This is a genomic window from Dyella sp. SG562, assembly GCF_011759495.1.
Classification (GTDB): Bacteria; Pseudomonadota; Gammaproteobacteria; order Xanthomonadales; family Rhodanobacteraceae; genus Dyella_D; species Dyella_D marensis.
The window spans coordinates 558,619-575,756 of sequence record NZ_JAAOYS010000001.1 but is presented as its reverse complement, the minus strand read 5'-3'; the positions used below and the strand labels follow the sequence as shown (position 1 = coordinate 575,756).

The following is a 17,138-nucleotide window of genomic DNA, read 5'->3' as shown; positions in this document are numbered from 1 at the left end:
CGTTGCGCGGGGCCCCAACGAAAACGGGCCGCTTGCGCGGCCCGTTTCCTGCAGCGGATGAAGCGTCCGCTTACTTCAGCTTGGCGTCCGCGCGCAGCGCCTCGGCCTTGTCCGTCTTCTCCCAGGAGAAAGCGGTGTAGGTCTTGCCGTCCGGACCCTTCACTTCGTACGGCGAGCGGCCGAAGTGGCCGTAGCTGGCGGTCTGCTGGTACATCGGATGGATCAGGTCCAGCATCTTGATGATGCCGTACGGGCGCAGGTCGAAATGCTTGCGGATCAGCTTCTCGATCTTGTCGTCCGAGATCTTGCCGGTGCCGAAGGTGGTCACCGAGATCGAGGTCGGCTCGGCCACGCCGATGGCGTAGGAGACCTGCACTTCGCAGCGGTCGGCGATGCCGGCGGCCACGATGTTCTTGGCCACGTAGCGCGCCGCGTAGGCGGCCGAACGGTCGACCTTGGACGGGTCCTTGCCCGAGAACGCGCCGCCGCCGTGGCGGGCCCAGCCGCCGTAGGTGTCGACGATGATCTTGCGGCCGGTCAGGCCGCAGTCGCCCACCGGGCCGCCGATCACGAACTTGCCGGTCGGGTTGATGTGGAACTTGGTGCCCTTGTGCAGCAGCTTGGCCGGCAGCACGGGCTTGAGGATGTGCTCGCGCACGGCCTCGACCAGGTCCTTCTGCTTGATGTCCGGATCGTGCTGGGTCGACAGCACCACGGCGTCGATCGCCACGGCCTGGTCGTTCTCGTAGCGCAGGGTGACCTGGCTCTTGGCGTCCGGGCGCAGCCACGGCAGCGGCGACTTCTTCGCCTTGCGCACCTTGGCCTGCTGCTCGACCAGGCGGTGCGAGTAGTACACCGCCGCCGGCATGTAGTCCTTGGTCTCGTTAGTGGCGTAGCCGAACATCAGGCCCTGGTCGCCGGCGCCCTGTTCTTCCGGCTTCTTGCGGTCCACGCCCTGGTTGATGTCGGGGGACTGCTTGCCGATCAGGTTCAGCACGCCGCAGGTCTCGCCGTCGAAGCCGACGTCGGAGGAGTTGTAGCCGATGTCGACGATGACCTTGCGGGTCAGCGCCTCGAGGTCGATCCAGGCGCTGGTGGTGATCTCGCCGGCCACGATGGCCACGCCGGTCTTCACCAGGGTCTCGCAGGCCACGCGCGCACGCGGATCCTGGGCCAGGATGGCATCGAGGACGGCGTCGGAGATCTGGTCGGCGACCTTGTCCGGATGGCCTTCGGAAACCGATTCGGAGGTGAAGAGGAAGTTGCTCATCGCGGGTTATATCCTTCCTTACGGATAGAGAGATAAATAGAGGGTGCGGCATGATACATGCCGGCCCCCGGTTTTGCAGCTACAGCATGCGGCCGGCAGGTGACGATTTCATGCCGATTCAGCCGTTTGGACGGCCAGGAGGCCGAGTGTCACAGGCTTCCGGCGGCCTGCCGGGCGGCCGCGCAAGCGCCCGAGGATAGCTCACGGCCGTCCCGGCCGTTGCTGCGCTGCGGGTAGGCGGGGCGGGGATTTCCGGGCCCGATCCGCTACATTCGGGCGGATCGGCACGACTCGCGGAGGCCCGCATGACCCGGAACCACACCATCCATCCCGCCCGCTGGCTGCTGGCCCTGGCCTGGCTGCTTCTGGCCTCGGCCGCCGCCGCCCAGACCGTCCAGACCGTCCAGACCAAGGGGCCGGCCGAATGGCTGCCCGCCATGGACGCCTTCGCCAGGCAGGACCAGGCCCAGCCCCCGCCGCAGCGCGCCGTGCTGTTCATCGGCAGCTCCTCGATCAATTACTGGCATTCGCTGGCCGAGGATTTCCCCGGCGTGCCGGTGATCAACCGCGGCTTCGGCGGTTCGGCGATCGAGGACAGCACCTACTACGCCGACCGCATCGTCACGCCGTACCACCCGCGCCTGATCGTGATGTACGCCGGCGACAACGACGTCTACGAAGGCCACTCCGCGCAGCAGGTGGCGGACGACTTCAAGGCCTTCGTGGCGCGCGTGCGCAAGGACCTGCCGGCGGTGCCGGTGGTGTACATCTCCATCAAGCCGAGCGTGGCGCGCTGGTCGCTGTGGCCGGCGATGAGCCAGGCGAACGGCCTGATCCGCGACTGGGCGGCGACGCAGCGCGGCGTGCGCTTCGTGGATATCGCGCCGCTGATGCTCGATGCGCAGGGCAAGCCGCGCGCGGAGCTGTTCCGCGACGACGGCCTGCATATGAAGCCGGCCGGCTATGCGCTGTGGATCCAGGCGTTGCGCCCGGTGCTGGCCTCGTATGGCTTCAAGGCGAAGCCGCCTGCCGCCAACGCACCGTGATACGGCGTAGGTTGGGGTGAGCCCGTAGGCGACTGCGAAGGCAGGATGCCGTAGCGAACATCCGCGTAGCGGATGGCCCGAAGGGCTGGCTGCTGATGCAGCCAGTAACCCCAACGTTGCGGCGCGCTTGGAGGTCTCGACGTTGGGGTTCGCCTGCGGCTCACCCCAACCTACGGCAAGGCACGCTCAGTACACGCTGGCCCGCGCCTGCACGAAGGCGAAGAAGAACACTGCGTTCGGGTCGTTGCGCACGGCCTGCAGTTCCTTGCGCATGCCGGCGACGGTGGCTGCATCGACCTGGCCGCCGTCGAGCAGGGCATCGGCCGCCGACAGCAGCAGTTCTTCCCAGAACTCGATCATGTGCTTGCGCCGGCCTGGCTGGCGGTTGTCGAGGTGGATGGTTTTCACCTCGGTATGCACGTCGTGGTAGCCGCCGGCCAGCAGCAGGTTGCCGAGCTTGGCGCCGATGAAGGGATCGCCGCCGGCGTCGTACTGGTGGTCGTTGAGGGCCAGCCAGTAGCGCAGCAGGTGCGGCGAATACGGGTCGAGGAAGAACGAGGCGTTCAGCACCTCGGTGACGTAGACGATGGCGCCCGGGCTCAGCACGCGGCGCACTTCGCTCAGCACGCGCGCGGGGCTGGGCATGTGTTCCAGCACCCAGCACAGGTAGGCGGCGTCGAAGCTGCGTTCGCCGAACGGCAGGTCGGTGGCGTCGGCCTGTTTCAACGTGTAGCGCGCCTCGCACCAGGCGGTGGCGGCGAGGTTGCGCTCGGCGGCGGCGAGCTGGGCCGCCGAGCGGTCGATGCCGGTGACGTGCAGCTGCGGGAAGCGGCGCAGCAGGATCTCGGTCTGCGCGCCTACGCCGCAGCCGACTTCGAGCAGGCGGGTGGCGTCGCTGTAGTCCACGTGGCTGAACAGGCTGGGTTCGAACATGCGCGCCTGGCGCACCAGGCGGGCCTGTTCCTCGGCCGAGAAGCCGTGGATATAGGGGAAATCGCCGGTGGGTTCGGTGGCCATGGGGCCTCCGCAGCGGGGCTGGAAGGAAAGCTTAGGCCTCGGCCGTGGCGCGCTCAAGATTGGCGCACGTGGGGGTAGGCGTAAGCGACTGCGAAGGCAGGATGCCGTAGCGAACATCCGCGTAGCGGATGGCCCGAAGGGCTGGCTGCTGATGCAGCCAGTAACCTCGACGATGCGCGCGGAAACCCGCTCGGTGCGCAGGCATGGCGTTGGGGTTTCACCCCAACCTACGCGGCGAGTTCGAGGCCGTTTTCCAGTGCCTGGAAATATTCGCGCGTCAGGCGCAGCTGGTCCTGCGCGCTTTCGGCGCGGTTGACCACCTCGCGGAAGGCGGCGTTTTCCGGGCGATCCTTCGCGTACCAGCCCAGGTGCTTGCGCGCGATGCGCACGCCGGACTGCTCGCCGTAGAACGCGTACAGATGTTCCAGATGCGCCAGCAAAATCGCGGCCACTTCCGCCGGACCCGGCTCGGGCAGGCGCTCGCCGGTGGTGAGGTAGTGCGCGATCTCGCGGAAGATCCACGGCCGGCCCTGCGCGCCGCGGCCGACCATCACCGCGTCGGCGCCGGTCGCATCGAGCACGTGTTTGGCCTGCTCCGGCGTGGTTACGTCGCCGTTGGCGAAGATCGGCATGCGCACGGCGGCCTTGACCGCGGCGATGGTGTCGTACTCCGCCTCGCCTTCGTATTTGTCGGCGCGGGTGCGGCCGTGCACGGCCAGCGCGGCGATGCCGGCGTCCTCGGCGATGCGCGCGATGGCGAGCGCGTTCTTGTTCTGGCGGTCCCAGCCGGTGCGGATCTTCAGCGTCACCGGGATGTCGACCGCGTCGACCACCGCCTTGACGATGCGCGCCACCAGCGGCTCGTCCTGCAGCAGGGCGGAGCCGGACCACACGTTGCAGACCTTCTTGGCCGGGCAGCCCATGTTGATGTCGACGATCTGCGCGCCGTGCCCGGCGTTGTAGCGCGCGGCCTCTGCCAGCATGGCCGGGTCGTAGCCGGCGATCTGCACGCTCACCGGTTCGGGTTCGCCGGCGTGGTCCATACGGTGCAGCGACTTGCGCGTCTGCCACAGGCGCGGGTCGGCGGTGGTCATCTCGGACACGGCCAGGCCCGCGCCCAGCCGTTTGCACAGCAGGCGGAAGGGCTTGTCGGTGACCCCCGCCATGGGCGCGAGCACCACGGGCGGGTCGATGCGGTAGGGGCCGATCTGCATCCGGCCATTTTAGCCGGGAGCGGCCCCGCCGGTCAGAAATCCACCGAAGCCTGCACGAAGAAGGTGCGCGGCTGGCCCACGTAGAGGCCGTTGTTGTTGTCGGTGGAACGGGTGAAATAGCGCCGGTCGAACAGGTTCTTCACGCCCACGCCGAGCTTCAGATACGACAGCGCCGGGCCGAAGCGGTACTCGCCGCGCAGGTTCCAGCTGGTCCAGCCGGGGATGTCGCCGTAGTCGCCCGCCGGCGTGCCGACGGTGATGTACTGCGAAGGCCTGGTCGGATCGAAGCTGGGCGAACCGGGCGAATGCTGGCGCGACTGGGTGAAGGCATCCAGGTTCAGCGTCCACGGGCCGCGCTCGTAGCGCACGCCGAGGTTGGCGGTGCGGCGCGAATAAAACGGCAGGTCGCGGCCGGCGAACGAGCCGTAGTTATAGGTGGCCTTGGTGTAGGTGAAGGTGCTCCACAGGGTGAGGCCGCGCAGGTTCGGATCGAACGCGCCGGCATCGAGGTGGGCGGCGGTTTCCAGGCCCTTGTGGGTGGTGGCGCCGAGGTTGGTCCAGCCGTCGTGCGAATCGGCCACGCCGGGAATCTTGCCCACCAGCTGCAGCTCATGGTCGAAGTTGATGCGGAACAGCGTGGCTTCCGCGCCCCAGGCGCCGTTGTCGTAGCGCGTGCCGGCTTCGTAGGTGCGCGCGGTTTCCGGGGCCAGGCCGCTGGCGAACTGGTTGTCGGCGTTCTTCTGGCCGATCTGGAAATACTGCAGGCTGCCGAACGAGGTCTCGGCGTTGGCGTAGAGCTTCCAGCGCTCGGACAGGTGATAGATCACATTGAGCGACGGCAGCGGCTTGGAATATTTCTCGCGGCGGAAGGTCGGGCCTTTCACGATCACCGTGGCGTCGGGCAGGGCGCGCCACCAGGTGTTGATGCGCTCGTAGCGCAGGCCGGGAGTGATGGTCCAGCTGCCTGCGTTGATGGTGTCGTCGATGTACAGCGCATGCGCTTCGGTGCCGCCGACGTTGTTGCCCGAACGCACGTACGCACCGTTGTACGGATTGCTGTCGAGCGGTGTGTAGTAGAGCGGCGAGTCGTACTTGTTGTTGCGCAGCGTGCGCTCGTGCATCGCTTCGTTGAGGTAGCGGTAGCCGACGCCGATTTCCTGCGTCCAGCCGCCGAAATCGAACAGCTGCGAATAGCGCGGTTCGATCGCGAAGGTGTGGTAGTTGCGCGGGTAGGCGTTGAGCTGGTGCGTGTAGATACCGGTCTTCGCGTTCTGCGTGATCGTCTCGATATGGCTGCCGCGGAAGCTGTCGGTGTAGTAGGTCTGCACCTCGAAGCTGCGGGTGTCGTCGACGTGGCTGTACTTCAGCACGGCGTCCTTGCGCAGGCCGCGGAAGTCGTCGAACGGGCGGCGCGACTGGAACGGGTTGGCGTCGTAGTCGGCCTGGCTCAGGCCGCCGGGCATGCCGGCCTGGCCGCGGTAGTAGTGCAGGCTGCCGCTGAGCGTGTCGGTGGCGCTGAAGCGGTAGCTGGACTTCAGCATCACGTCGTCGATGTTGGTGTTGTTCTCGTGCTCGCGGTAGCCCGGGCCCTTGGTGCCGGAGTAGAGCAGGGCGATGCCCAGTCCTTGCGCGGTGGTGCCGCCGATGAAAGCGTTGCTCTGGGTCTGGATGCCGCCATGCGCGCCGCCCTGCAGCAGTACGCCGGCGCTGCCGCCGAAGGTCTCGGGAATCTCGCGGGTGACGAAGTTGACGATGCCGCCCACGTTCTGCGGCCCGTAGCGCACCGAGCCGCCGCCGCGCACCACGTCCACCGCTTCGAGGTTGGCCACCGCCATCGGCATCATCGACACCTGCGGCTGGCCGTACGGCGCCACCGCCACGGGGATGCCGTCGAGCAGGATGGTGGAGCGCGGCGACAGGCGCGCGGTCAGGCCGCGCACGCCCACGTTCAGCGACACGTCGCTGCCGCCGGTGCCGTTGCTTTCCTGGATCTGCACGCCGGGAATGCGCCGCAGGATGTCGCGCACCTGGGTAGGCGCGGCCTCGACGATCTGCTCGCGGCGGATCGTGGTGCGCGCGCCGGGGTGGTTCTGCACGTCCCGCGCGGTGGCGTCGCCCAGCCAGTCGCCGGTGACGCGCACGGTCGCCAGGTCTTTCGCCTGCTGCTGGTCCGGCGTGTCATCGGCGGCATGGGCGGAGGCGGCGCTGGCCAGCAGGGCCAGGGCGATGGTGCGGGAAAGACGGGGCATGGTGTTAGGAGGCCGTGAAAACAGGCATCTTAAATGAGAATAATTCTCACCACAAATTCATGCGCCGGCCCCGCCAGACGTAGGTTGGGGTGAGCCGTCAGGCGACTGCGAAGGCAGGATGCCGTAGCGAACATCCGCGTAGCGGATGGCCCGAAGGGCGGGCTGCTGATGCAGCCAGTAACCCCAACAGTGCGAGGCGTATGCAGGTGGCCATGTTGGGGTTCGCCTGACGGCTCACCCCAACCTACGCCATGTGTTTCAGTGCGCCGCGCGCGCCGCCGCCACTGCCGCCGGATCGTGCTTGTGCTTGAACAGGAACACGAACAGCACCGCCACCACCAGCGAGTAGGCCGAGAACGCCGTCCAGATGCCGTGCCAGTTCTTGCTGCCGTCGGCATGGGTGAAGAAGGCATCGATCATCCAGCCGCTGACCGAGCTGCCCAGCACCGCGCCGATGCCGTTGGTCATCAGCATGAACAGGCCCTGCGCGCTGGCGCGGATCGACGGGTCGGCCTGGCCTTCCACGAACAGCGAGCCGGAGATATTGAAGAAGTCGAAGGCCATCCCGTAGACGATGCACGACAGCACGATCATCCACAGCCCCGCGCCCGGGTCCCCATAGGCGAACAGGCCGAAGCGCAGCGTCCAGGCCAGCATGCTGATCAGCATCACGGTCTTGATGCCGAAGCGCTTCAGGAAGAACGGAATGGCCAGGATGAACAGCGTTTCGGAAATCTGCGAGATGGACATGATGATCGCCGGATAGCGCACGGCGAGCAGGTCCTTGTACTGGTCCATCGTGGCGAAGTCGTGCAGGAAAGTATCGCCGTAGGCGTTGGTGAGCTGCAGCGCCGCGCCCAGCAGCATGGCGAACACGAAGAAGATCGCCATCTGCGCGTTGCGGAACAGCGCGAACGAGGTCAGGCCCAGCGTATCGAGCAGCGACTGGTGCTCCTTGCGCTCGAAGCGCGGCGGGCACTTGGGCAGGGTGAATGCGTACAGGCCCAGCAGCAGGGCGGCGGCGCCGGCCACGTGGAACTGGCCTTCGGTGGTTTCCAGGTGCAGCAGGCTCACCGTCCACAGCGCGGCGATGAAACCCACCGTGCCCCACACGCGGATCGGCGGAAACACCGTGACGATGTCTTCGCCGCCTGTCTTCAACGCGTTGTACGCCACCGCGATCGAGAGCGAGATCGTGGGCATGTAGAACATCATGTTCAGCAGCATCACCCAGAACATCAGCCCGGGCGAATTGATGCTGGGCACGATGAACAGCATGATCGCGCCACCGATATGCATCAGGCCGAACAGCTTCTCGGCGTTGATCCACTTGTCGGCGATCACGCCGGCGATCGAGGGCATGAACAGCGAGGCGATGCCCATGGTGGAGAAGATCGCGCCGAACTGGGTGCCGGGCCAATGCTTGTTCTGGAACCAGTACGCCCCGATGGTCAGCAGCCACGAACCCCATACGAAGAACTGCAGGAAGTACATGATGACGAGGCGGAGTTTGATGCTCATCGGGCTTTATCGGTCCTGGTGATTCGTTAATATCGCGGAGCGGTCCGTCGGGCACACGCCGGGCGGGGCAGCCAGCCGAGCTGGTGCTGCCCTTCCGGTGAACGCGCTGATCCCCCGCGGGCGGCCTAGGACTGGTCTTAGGTCCTGGCCAAACGTCCGCCAGCGTAGGGAATCGGCCCGGCGGGAACAAGTTGCGCAGCCGCAAAATACCCGTGCCTTATTCCGAGCGTCCTTTCCATGCCGAGAGTGACCCCATGAGCCTGTTCCTCACCATCGCCGCGATCCAGCTGATCGCCCTGGCCAGCCCCGGCCCGGATTTCTTCTTCGTCTCCCAGACCGCGGTCAGCCGCTCGCGCCGGCAGGCCATGTTCGGCGTGGCCGGCATCACCCTGGGCGCGCTGGTATGGGCGGCGCTGGCCCTGCTGGGCCTGCAGATCGTGTTGCACCAGATGGCCTGGCTGTCGCGCCTGATCGCCATCGCCGGCGGCCTCTACCTGGCCTGGATGGGCGTGAAGATGCTGCGCGGCGCGTGGAAAGCGCCGGCCGGCGGGGCTACCCGGACCGTGGTGGTGGAGCGCAGCGACTTCGCCGCCCTGCGCGCCGGCCTGCTCACCAACCTGGCCAACCCCAAGGCCCTGGTCTACTTCGGCTCGGTGTTCTCGGCCTTCGTCGGCGACGGCGTGGGCGCGGCGGCGCGCTGGGGCCTGTGGGGCATGATCATCGCCGAGACGTTTCTATGGTTCTCGCTGGTCGCGGCGTTCTTCGCGCTGCCGGCGATGCGCCGCGGCTATCTGCGGCTGGTCCGCTGGATCGATGGCTTCGCCGGGGCGGTGTTCGTGCTGTTCGGGCTGCACCTGATCCTGCGCGGGACAGGTAACCGCGCAGCGTGACGGGTCCGATGGCCGCCGATCGTGTGCCGAGCGAAAGCCTTGGCGCCACCTCCACTGATGAGATGGCGCCAAGGCCGGCAATGGGTCTTCAGGACAGCCAGCCAACCCCGTCCTTGCCCGCGAAGCAATAGGATCGATCCTGCAGTTGCAGGCATCCGGTCATTTCGGTCCCTCCGACTCTCATGGTGAATCGAAATACGCCCAGCTTCGCACCGCCCGGCTGCGTCGACCGGATCTCACCGTGCAGGCTCCGATAGGAGGATTGCGCCCGTTGCGCGGTTTCCTCCCAGTTGACCAGGAACGTCACCGCGCCGGCATAGTCCAGGCCGAGCTGCGCCGTGAAGGATGCTCCCGGAGTGAGCCTGGATATCTTGTCGCCCTCGTAGATGACGTAGGGGAAGTAAAAATTCGGCCTTAACGGCTGCTGGAACAGCCAGGCCGACTCCCGGCCGCTGTGTTCGACGGCGTACTTGTCCACGCCGGCCTGGAAGATGGGCGGACTCTGGGCGTACGACGCATGAACGGGAATGGCCAGACCGAGACATGCCGTGAACGCAGCGAGGGTGCGATAGATGGAATGATTCATTGGAGCCTCACCGATATCCGGACACGTAGGGCGAAAATTCATTCATTGCGTCCATGGCGTCGTAGCGGTCCTTCATTCCCATAGGCAGGCCGTAATCCCGCGTGTATCGATGCGGTGTCGAATAGAACGCGACCTTGTTGCCGGCCATGATCGTGCCGACCAGCGGGTAGCCGGACCGGCCGTATGCCCAAGGCGGCGTGTCATCGTAAATGCCGAGCAAATGGCCTAATTCATGCCGCATCACCGACGTGGAGCAATGGGTTGATCCCGCTGCTGCAAAAGATTTTTCTGATGGGCCGACGGCATAAGCGACCCCGCAAGAGCCTTCCTGCTTTTCGGTCCCCTCGTAGTAAACCAAGTCCGCCTTGAGGTTATCCCGCCATTTCGCTACCTGAGGATGGCTGCCGATCAATTGCGATACCGCCGATAGATCCTTCCAGGCGGCCGGCGCATTGATTCTCCTGAAACCGACCAGTCTCATCGTGAAAGTGGCGCCTGAATTCTCCAGTGCCTGGTTGGTACCCAGGATTCCGCTGAGCAGCCGGCTGCGCATGTATTCCTCGCCGTAGGTCGAGGCCGCCGTGCTGCTGTAAACGGCAAGGACGTCGATGGTGACGGCTTCCGGCATCCACTTCTGGCCATCGCTCACGAACGCGGGTGTTTCGCCGATACCGACCGAATGCGGTGTGCTGCTTCCGTCGCTCGCCAGGAGCACGTTGAAAGGGTTGGAGGCCTCGCCCCTGAAGAGGATCCGCGCGCCTTTCTTCTGCGGCCCTTGCGGCAGCTGGATGTTCGGCACATAGGACGCTCGATCCGACACGTAGATAGTGCGCGGAGTGGCTGGGTCAGGCATGACCCCCTTACGCAGATTCGCTGCCGTATAGATCGTGTCGGGCGCGTCCATGACGACCCAGCGCTTCTTCTCGGCGATATACATGAACGTATATTCCTGGCCGCGGCTCAGGCCGAACATGCCTTTTTCCTCGACGCCGCCTCCTTCGATCAGCGCGGTTCGCGCGGTCGACGATCGAATCGTGATGCGGTCGCGGTCGCCGGCACCTGCCGGCAGCTTGATGTTGGGAATCCAGCCGTCGTCGGTCAGCGTGAAGACGGAGCGTGGCGCTTTGGTGCGGGCGTCGGGCGATTTCAGGTCGATCAATCGCTCCGGAGATTTCTCTATCGCCCATTTCTTGAAGTCGGCGACATAGCGGAGCATGTATGCATCGCCATTCTCGATCGTGGCCGTGGATGCATAGAGCAGGTCATCCGGGTTTATCCGTGACGAAAGTTGCGACGACGATCGGATATAGATGATCGATCCAGCCACCGCGGTGGCGGGCAGCGAGATGCGCGGATGGCTGTCGCCGGGTTTTATGTCGTAGACGGTATACGGTCCGTTTCCCGCAGGAATGGAGCTCCGTTCGGAGGAATAGTATTTGACCTTTGTTCCGGTGACGCTCCACAGGCCAGTTTTTTTCTCGTAGCGGAACTGGCAAAAGGTACCGCAAGCCCAGATTGCGACGCTGTTGCGCGGCAGATCGAGTTTTTCGCTGTGCACGGTGTATCTGCTGCTTCCATCCGTGCCGAAGAGAACCCAATCCTGGTCCTTGGGGTTCTGTGGAAGCTTCAGTATGTAGGGCTGCTCTCCTTGGGTGAAATTAAAAAGAATGCCCGCATATCCACTCGGCAGCTGTCCATCGGGAATGTTGGAGGGTGTCAGCGAGGTGGTTGCGGTTATGGCCAAGCCTGCCGTGCTGATCAGCAATACGGGTATCAGTAGGAGTGAGGTGCGACGTATTTTCATGAATATCGTGCCCTTGATAAATGGAAGCCGTACCCGGGTGTGGCGCGATATTTAAAGCAGCTGCCCGATGCGGGCGATATGGATTTGCCGATGAATTAGGAGTACTTCGCGGTGTTTCGAGTGCGGCGGGCAGGCCGGCTTCTCATCAGGGCACCAGCGAGCATCGGCTTGGCGGACACGCTGGTTGCCCCAGGCGAGGCATAATCCGGGTTGTGCTCCTAGGACGAAGCGATCGAAAAGCCGGGTCGCGGCGCAGCGCTCAGGGCAGCAACTTGCCCGGATTGAGAATCCCGTCCGGATCGAACGCCGCCTTCACCGCGCGCATCAGCCCCAGCGTCGACGGCTGCAGCGCCAGCGGCATGAATTCGCGCTTGACCAGCCCGATGCCGTGTTCGCCGGACAGCGTGCCGTCCAGGCGGATCACCAGTTCGAATACTTCGGCCAGGCAGGCATGCGCGCGTTCGCGTTCGGCGTCGTCGCGCGGCAGCAGGTTCACGTGCAGGTTGCCGTTGCCGGCGTGGCCGAAGCTGACGATCAGCACGTCGTGCTTCGCGGCGAGGCGCTTGATGCCGTCGACCAGCTCGGGCAGGCGGCTGACCGGCACCACCACGTCCTCGTTGATCTTGTTCGGCGAGATGGTGCGCTGCGCCGGCGACAAGGCCTTGCGCGCGGACCACAGCGCCTGGGTTTCCTCGGCGGTCTGCGCCACCTGCAGGCTTTCCAGGCCGTCGCCGCGGGCGGCGCGCGAGACGGCTTCCACGGCGCCGTCGAGCGTGTCCGGCTCGCCGTCGACTTCGATCATCAGCATGGCGCCGGCCAGCGGCACGCTGTCGCCGCCGTGGTCGCGGGCCAGCTTCAGCGCCACGTCGTCGATGAATTCCAGCGCGCAGGGCGTCACCGGCTGGGCCATGATGCGCGCCACCGCGTGGGCGGCGGCGCCGACGTCGCGATAGGTGGCGCGCAGCGTGCGCAGGCCGCTGGGCTTGGGTGTGAGCTTGAGCGTGGCCTCGGTGATCAGCGCCAGCGTGCCTTCCGAACCGATCAGCAGGCGGGTCAGGTCGTAGCCGGTGGAACCCTTGCTGGTATAGGTGCCGCAGCGGAAGCCTTCGCCGGTGCCGGCCACCGCGCGCATTCCTAAGGTGTTCTCGCGCGGGCTGCCGTACTTCACCGTGCGCGGGCCGGCCGAATTGCAGGCCAGGTTGCCGCCGATGCTGCACCAGGGCGAGGAGGTGGGATCGGGCGGCCAGAAGAAGCCGTGCGGCTTCAAGGCCTGCTGCAGGTCGCCGTTGAGCACGCCCGGTTCGACTACCGCCAGGCGGTTGTCCGGGTCGATGCGCAGGATGCGGTTCATGCGCTCGAAGCTGGCCACCACGCCGCCGTCCACCGGCACCGTGGCGCCGGTGGTATTGGTGCCGCGGCCGCGCGCCACCAGCGGCACGCCGTGCGCGCGGCAGGCGCGCACCAGCGCTTCGGTCTGCTCGTGCGTGGTGGGAAACACCACGGCGTCAGGCAGGGCGTTGCGGCGGGAGTTGTCGTAGGCGTAGGCGAGGCGCTCGGCTTCGGCCAGTGACAGGGCGTCGCCGGCGAAGCTGGCATGGAGGGCTTCGAGCAGGGCGGAGGGCAGCGTCATGCGCCAAGTCTAGCGCCGACGCCGCCCGGGTTCGTCCAAGTTGGCCCGGATCGGCCCGGTTCGCGGCCTCAGATCTTCAAGGTGGGAATGTCGACCTTGGGCAGCAGGCGCGAGGTGAAGTAGCTGTCCTTGTAGTAGCGGATCTTCTCGCACATCACCGGATGCGGGATGCCCTCGTACAGGAACACTTCCTTGTCCGCGCCCATGGCCTTCAGTTCCTGCGGCAGCATCAGCGCGCGGCGTTCCTCGGACTCGCTGCGCGAGCGGTCGCCGCCCTTGCCGCGGGTGATGTTCTCCTTGCGCACGGTGGTGTAGCCGAGCATCTCGGAGTAGTCGTTGGCGTCCTGCTGCTCGCGCGGCGCATAGACGATCTGCAGCGCGTGGTTGGTGATCAGGGTGCGCGCCACTTCCTTGCCGTAGGTGGCGTCCAGCTGGGCCACGCTCTGGATGATCGGCAGCAGGCGGATGTTGTAGCCGGCCATGTACGACACGGCGGAGGAAATGATGTCCACCTTGCCGATCGAGGTGAACTCGTCCATCAGCAGCAGGCACTGGTGCTTGAGCGCCTTGTTGTTCTGCGGCAGTTCCTTGGTGTTCTGGTTGATCAGCTGGCTGAAGAACAGGTTCACGATCAGCCGGCTCTCGGCCAGCTTGTTGGGCTGGATGCCGATATAGATGGTCATGCGCTTCTTGCGCACGTCGGTGAGCAGGAAGTCGTCGTCGCCGGTGGCGGCGTCCAGCACCGGGTTGATCCAGGCGTTGAGCGGCTCCTTGAAGGTGCCGAGGATCGAGGCGAAGGTTTCGTTCGCCTGCGACAGCAGGTTGGCGAAGGCCGACTGCGCATTGCTGCTGAGGAAGGGCTGCTGCGACATCCACTGGTACAGCTGGCGCAGGTCGGTGCCGTCGCCGGAAGAGAGCCGGTACACCGCGCCCAGGGTGGGCTTGTCGCGCAGCACCAGGGGCAGGCCCTTCTGCTCGTCGTGCTCCCACTTCTCGCACAGGTACAGGGTGAAGGCCATGAAGGCGTTGCGCGCCTGGCTCACCCAGAATTTCTGGTCGTCCGCGCCGTCCGGGTAGAGCATGGCGGAGATGCTCATCAGGTCGGACACGCGGAAGGACGGGTCCTTGGACACGTAGCTCAGCGGATTCCAGCGGTGCGAGCGGCGGTCTTCGGCGAAGGGGTTGAACAGGTAGATCTCGTGGCCCTGGCTGGCGCGCCAGCCGGAGGTGAGCTCGTAGTTCTCCTGCTTGATGTCCAGCACCACCATGGATTCCTGGTAGTCCAGCAGGTTCGGGATCACCACGCCCACGCCTTTGCCCGAACGGGTCGGCGCGGCCAGGATCACGAACTGCTGCCCGCCCAGGCGCACCAGGTCGCCCTTGTACTTGCCGACCAGGATGCCGTTGGCCTGCTCCTTGAACATGCCGGCCTTGCGCAGGTCGCCGCCGTGGGCGAAGCGCGCGTCGCCGTGCATGGAGGGCTTGTGGGTGCGGGCGATGAAATAGAACACCACCATCCACAGCGCCACCGGGATGCCGAAGCCGATGTAGCCGGCGGCCTTGATGCGGCCGGCATAGGCCTGGTAGTCCGGCAGCTTCAGCGCCGCCACGTACTGGTAGTAGGTGTTCCACGACAGCGGAACCTCCACTTTCAGCAGCAGGCGCACCAGCCAGCCGGAAAAGAACATGCCGCCGACGAGGGCGGCCAGCAGCAGGCCGGCGGCCCAATACCATTTCGTCTTGCTCATGAGAACCTGACTCGCATCCATTGCTCCGAAGCCAAGGTGCTTCGGCCCCTGTGCTCTTGCCATGCCGCAGTGGGAGCAGGCCCCGCCGCGGCATCCCTTCGTACTGTCATTGGACCTAGTGTAAACGGGTTTCGGTGACAGGTCCGGTGATCGCCTTCGCGTCCGCGCTAACTCAGCCTCAGGCGCCCTGTTGCTGCGGCTGGCCGGGCGCCGGCCCCTGCTGCTGCCCCGGCCTGGCTGCCTGCTGCTGCGCCGCGGCCTGCTCCAGCTGGGCGCTGCTGCGTTCGACCGGCGTGTTCACCGCCTGCTGGGTCGGCACCTCGGCCACGCGCTTGAACGGCGAGTTCAGATCGCCCTGCACGGCATAGGCGCGGCTGCCGTCTTCGCTGAGCATCACGCGGTCGATGCGCTCCAGGCCGGCCTTGCGCGAAGCCACCACCAGCGCGCCGGAGAGATTGTCGCTCTGCTGGTCGGAGGCGCGCTGGCGCGAGGCGTCCAGCGCGTGCACCGCATCGCGCGCCTGCTGGAACAGGGCATGGTCCGGGTGGCCGGGCTGGTCGAGCGGGGGCTTGGCGTGATGCCACTCGCCGGGGTGGGTGAGCGTATGGAGGGCGTGGGAGGCGCGGTCGCCGAAGTGCTCCAGCTTCTCCTCCACCTCGTGCACCGCGTGGCTGACCGCGTTGCCCACCTCCTGCGCCACGTGCTCCACGCCGTGCACCACGGCGCGCGGCACTTCCCACGGCGCCGACAGCACGGTGCGGATGTCGCGCACGTCCTCGCGGTAGCGGTCGATCATGCCCTTGTGTTCCTGGTACAGGGCGGCGTTCCCGGCGCTGACGATGGAATGGCCGAGCAGCTTGTTGTCCGGCACGAAATTGTCGATCGCGTGCGCGCTGAAGTCGGTGGCCTTCAGCGGATTGCGCGGGCTGAGCGGGCCGCTGTCGTCGCGGTAGCCGGCCTTGCTCAAGGTGTCGATGTCCTGCGGCGCGGCATAGATGCGCACCTCGCCGAAGTGCGGGCTGGCCGCGCTGACCAGGTCGCCGGCGCGGATATGGTCGATCACCTGGTGGCCGCCCTCGGGCAGGCCGTAGAGCAGGCCGGCGGCGCCGTAGGCGTTGAAGGTTTCGCCCTTCAGGTTCAGCCGCGCGGCGGTGAGTTCGGCCAGGGTGCCGCCGAGCGAATGGCCGGTGACGGTGACGTCGTACGGCACGCCCAGCTGTTCCGATTGCTGGTGCGCCTTGTCCATCACGCGCTGGGTGAACGCCGTGGCGTCCGGTGCCTGCGCGTTGAGGCCGGTGAGCACCATGCCGGCGTCGGTGCCGCCGTCCTGCAGCAGCTCGCGGTCGAATTCCGAGCCGCGGTGGGCGATCACGATCGCGCCGGTGTCCACGCGCTGGTAGGCGGTGCCCTGGTAACCGGTGCGCGGGTCGTCGGTGTGGTCGAAGATGCGGTATTTGACGCCGCCGAGTTCGACCGTCTGGTTGATCTGGCGGTCCTGGTAGGCGTCGCGCGCGAGCAGGGCGTAGTCGGTGGTGCTGATGCCGGTGCCGGTGCTGTCCGTGCTCATGGGGCCGTTTCCCTGGCCGTCAGCGTCATCGAGAAGATGTCGGTGCGCGTGGTGGGCTTGAACAGCGCGCGGTTGGGTGTGCCGAAGGCGGTGCGCTCATCGCTGCTGTTGAAGTATTCGCTGCGCACGAAATACGTGGGCACCGGCTTCTGGGCCAGCAGTTCGCGCGAATCCATCGCGGGCGAGAATTCCACGCCCTTGATGCGCAGCGTGGCCCAGGCGGTGTTCACCGCCCAGTGGCACACGCCCATGCCGTAGTAGTCCTCGTCCTGCAGCAGGTCGGCGTAGAGCGAGCCCTTGTACTCATGGTCGCTGATGCGGACGAAGTCGATGGCGACGTCCTGCTCCGGCGTGAGCGTGGCGCCGCTGACCGGCGTGGCCGGTACGCAGCGTTCGTTCTGCACCTTGTAGTGCACGGTGCCCTTGATGGAATCGAACGGCCCCGGTGCGCCCTCGATGCTGAGGGTCAGCTCGTAGCGTTTCTTCGGATGCGGGTTCTGCTTGATCTCTGGAGTCTTCATGGGAGAACCGAAAGCGGTGGTGGACGCGAGCGCCAGCAGCAGCGCATGGACGGCGCGGCGCGATCGCGGATGCAC

At 66.1% G+C, this 17,138-nt stretch carries 13 protein-coding genes; 2 read left to right on the top strand and 11 right to left on the bottom strand.

Going from position 1 to position 17,138, the window contains the following annotated elements; translation table 11 throughout:
* Positions 1-70 precede the first annotated feature (70 nt).
* Positions 71-1,270 (bottom strand): methionine adenosyltransferase, encoded by a 1,200-nt coding sequence (gene metK / locus FHW84_RS02445; protein ID WP_167252519.1) that lies wholly within the window; start codon positions 1,268-1,270, stop codon positions 71-73.
* Between the two features lie 305 nt (positions 1,271-1,575).
* Here metK and FHW84_RS02440 point away from each other — a divergent pair, with 305 nt between their 5' ends.
* Positions 1,576-2,316: an SGNH/GDSL hydrolase family protein gene (locus FHW84_RS02440; protein ID WP_167252518.1), complete on the top strand. Its 741-nt coding sequence runs from the start codon at positions 1,576-1,578 to the stop codon at positions 2,314-2,316.
* Between the two features lie 186 nt (positions 2,317-2,502).
* On the opposite strand, the gene FHW84_RS02435 is transcribed toward FHW84_RS02440, so the two are convergent.
* From FHW84_RS02435 to FHW84_RS02420, 4 genes are all read right to left on the bottom strand, one after another.
* Positions 2,503-3,333, bottom strand: coding sequence for a class I SAM-dependent methyltransferase (locus tag FHW84_RS02435; protein WP_167252517.1), 831 nt, complete (start codon positions 3,331-3,333; stop codon positions 2,503-2,505).
* A 227-nt stretch (positions 3,334-3,560) separates the two neighbouring features.
* Positions 3,561-4,547, bottom strand: coding sequence for a tRNA dihydrouridine synthase DusB (dusB, locus tag FHW84_RS02430; protein WP_167252516.1), 987 nt, complete (start codon positions 4,545-4,547; stop codon positions 3,561-3,563).
* A gap of 32 nt (positions 4,548-4,579) precedes the next feature.
* Positions 4,580-6,796: a TonB-dependent siderophore receptor gene (locus tag FHW84_RS02425; RefSeq protein WP_167252515.1), complete on the bottom strand. Its 2,217-nt coding sequence runs from the start codon at positions 6,794-6,796 to the stop codon at positions 4,580-4,582.
* Between the two features lie 258 nt (positions 6,797-7,054).
* Complete coding sequence (locus FHW84_RS02420) at positions 7,055-8,317, bottom strand: nucleoside permease (protein WP_167252514.1); 1,263 nt, start codon at positions 8,315-8,317, stop codon at positions 7,055-7,057.
* Positions 8,318-8,571: 254 nt separating this feature from the next.
* On the opposite strand from FHW84_RS02420, the gene FHW84_RS02415 reads away from it, so the two are divergent.
* Positions 8,572-9,207 carry a homoserine/threonine efflux transporter gene (locus FHW84_RS02415; protein WP_167252513.1) on the top strand — a complete coding sequence of 212 codons (636 nt, stop codon included), beginning with the start codon at positions 8,572-8,574 and terminating at the stop codon, positions 9,205-9,207.
* 88 nt (positions 9,208-9,295) lie between these two features.
* Here FHW84_RS02415 and FHW84_RS02410 read toward each other — a convergent pair whose 3' ends face one another.
* The 6 genes from FHW84_RS02410 to FHW84_RS02385 all read right to left on the bottom strand — a co-directional run bounded on the left by FHW84_RS02410 (position 9,296) and on the right by FHW84_RS02385 (position 17,138).
* Positions 9,296-9,793: a hypothetical protein gene (locus tag FHW84_RS02410; protein ID WP_167252512.1), complete on the bottom strand. Its 498-nt coding sequence runs from the start codon at positions 9,791-9,793 to the stop codon at positions 9,296-9,298.
* A gap of 7 nt (positions 9,794-9,800) precedes the next feature.
* Positions 9,801-11,597, bottom strand: coding sequence for a zinc-dependent metalloprotease family protein (locus tag FHW84_RS02405; protein ID WP_167252511.1), 1,797 nt, complete (start codon positions 11,595-11,597; stop codon positions 9,801-9,803).
* Between the two features lie 259 nt (positions 11,598-11,856).
* On the bottom strand, positions 11,857-13,227 hold the full coding sequence (locus FHW84_RS02400) for an FAD-linked oxidase C-terminal domain-containing protein (RefSeq protein ID WP_167252510.1): 1,371 nt from the start codon (positions 13,225-13,227) through the stop codon (positions 11,857-11,859).
* Between the two features lie 68 nt (positions 13,228-13,295).
* Positions 13,296-14,975, bottom strand: a complete 1,680-nt coding sequence (locus FHW84_RS02395; RefSeq protein ID WP_167252509.1) for a type IV secretory system conjugative DNA transfer family protein — start codon at positions 14,973-14,975, stop codon at positions 13,296-13,298.
* A 178-nt stretch (positions 14,976-15,153) separates the two neighbouring features.
* Positions 15,154-16,542 (bottom strand): XVIPCD domain-containing protein, encoded by a 1,389-nt coding sequence (locus FHW84_RS02390; RefSeq protein WP_167252508.1) that lies wholly within the window; start codon positions 16,540-16,542, stop codon positions 15,154-15,156.
* The gene (locus FHW84_RS02385) at positions 16,539-17,138 is read right to left on the bottom strand and encodes a hypothetical protein (RefSeq protein ID WP_167252507.1); all 600 of its coding nucleotides are present in this window, start codon (positions 17,136-17,138) and stop codon (positions 16,539-16,541) included. Before FHW84_RS02385 ends, FHW84_RS02390 begins: the two co-directional genes overlap by 4 nt.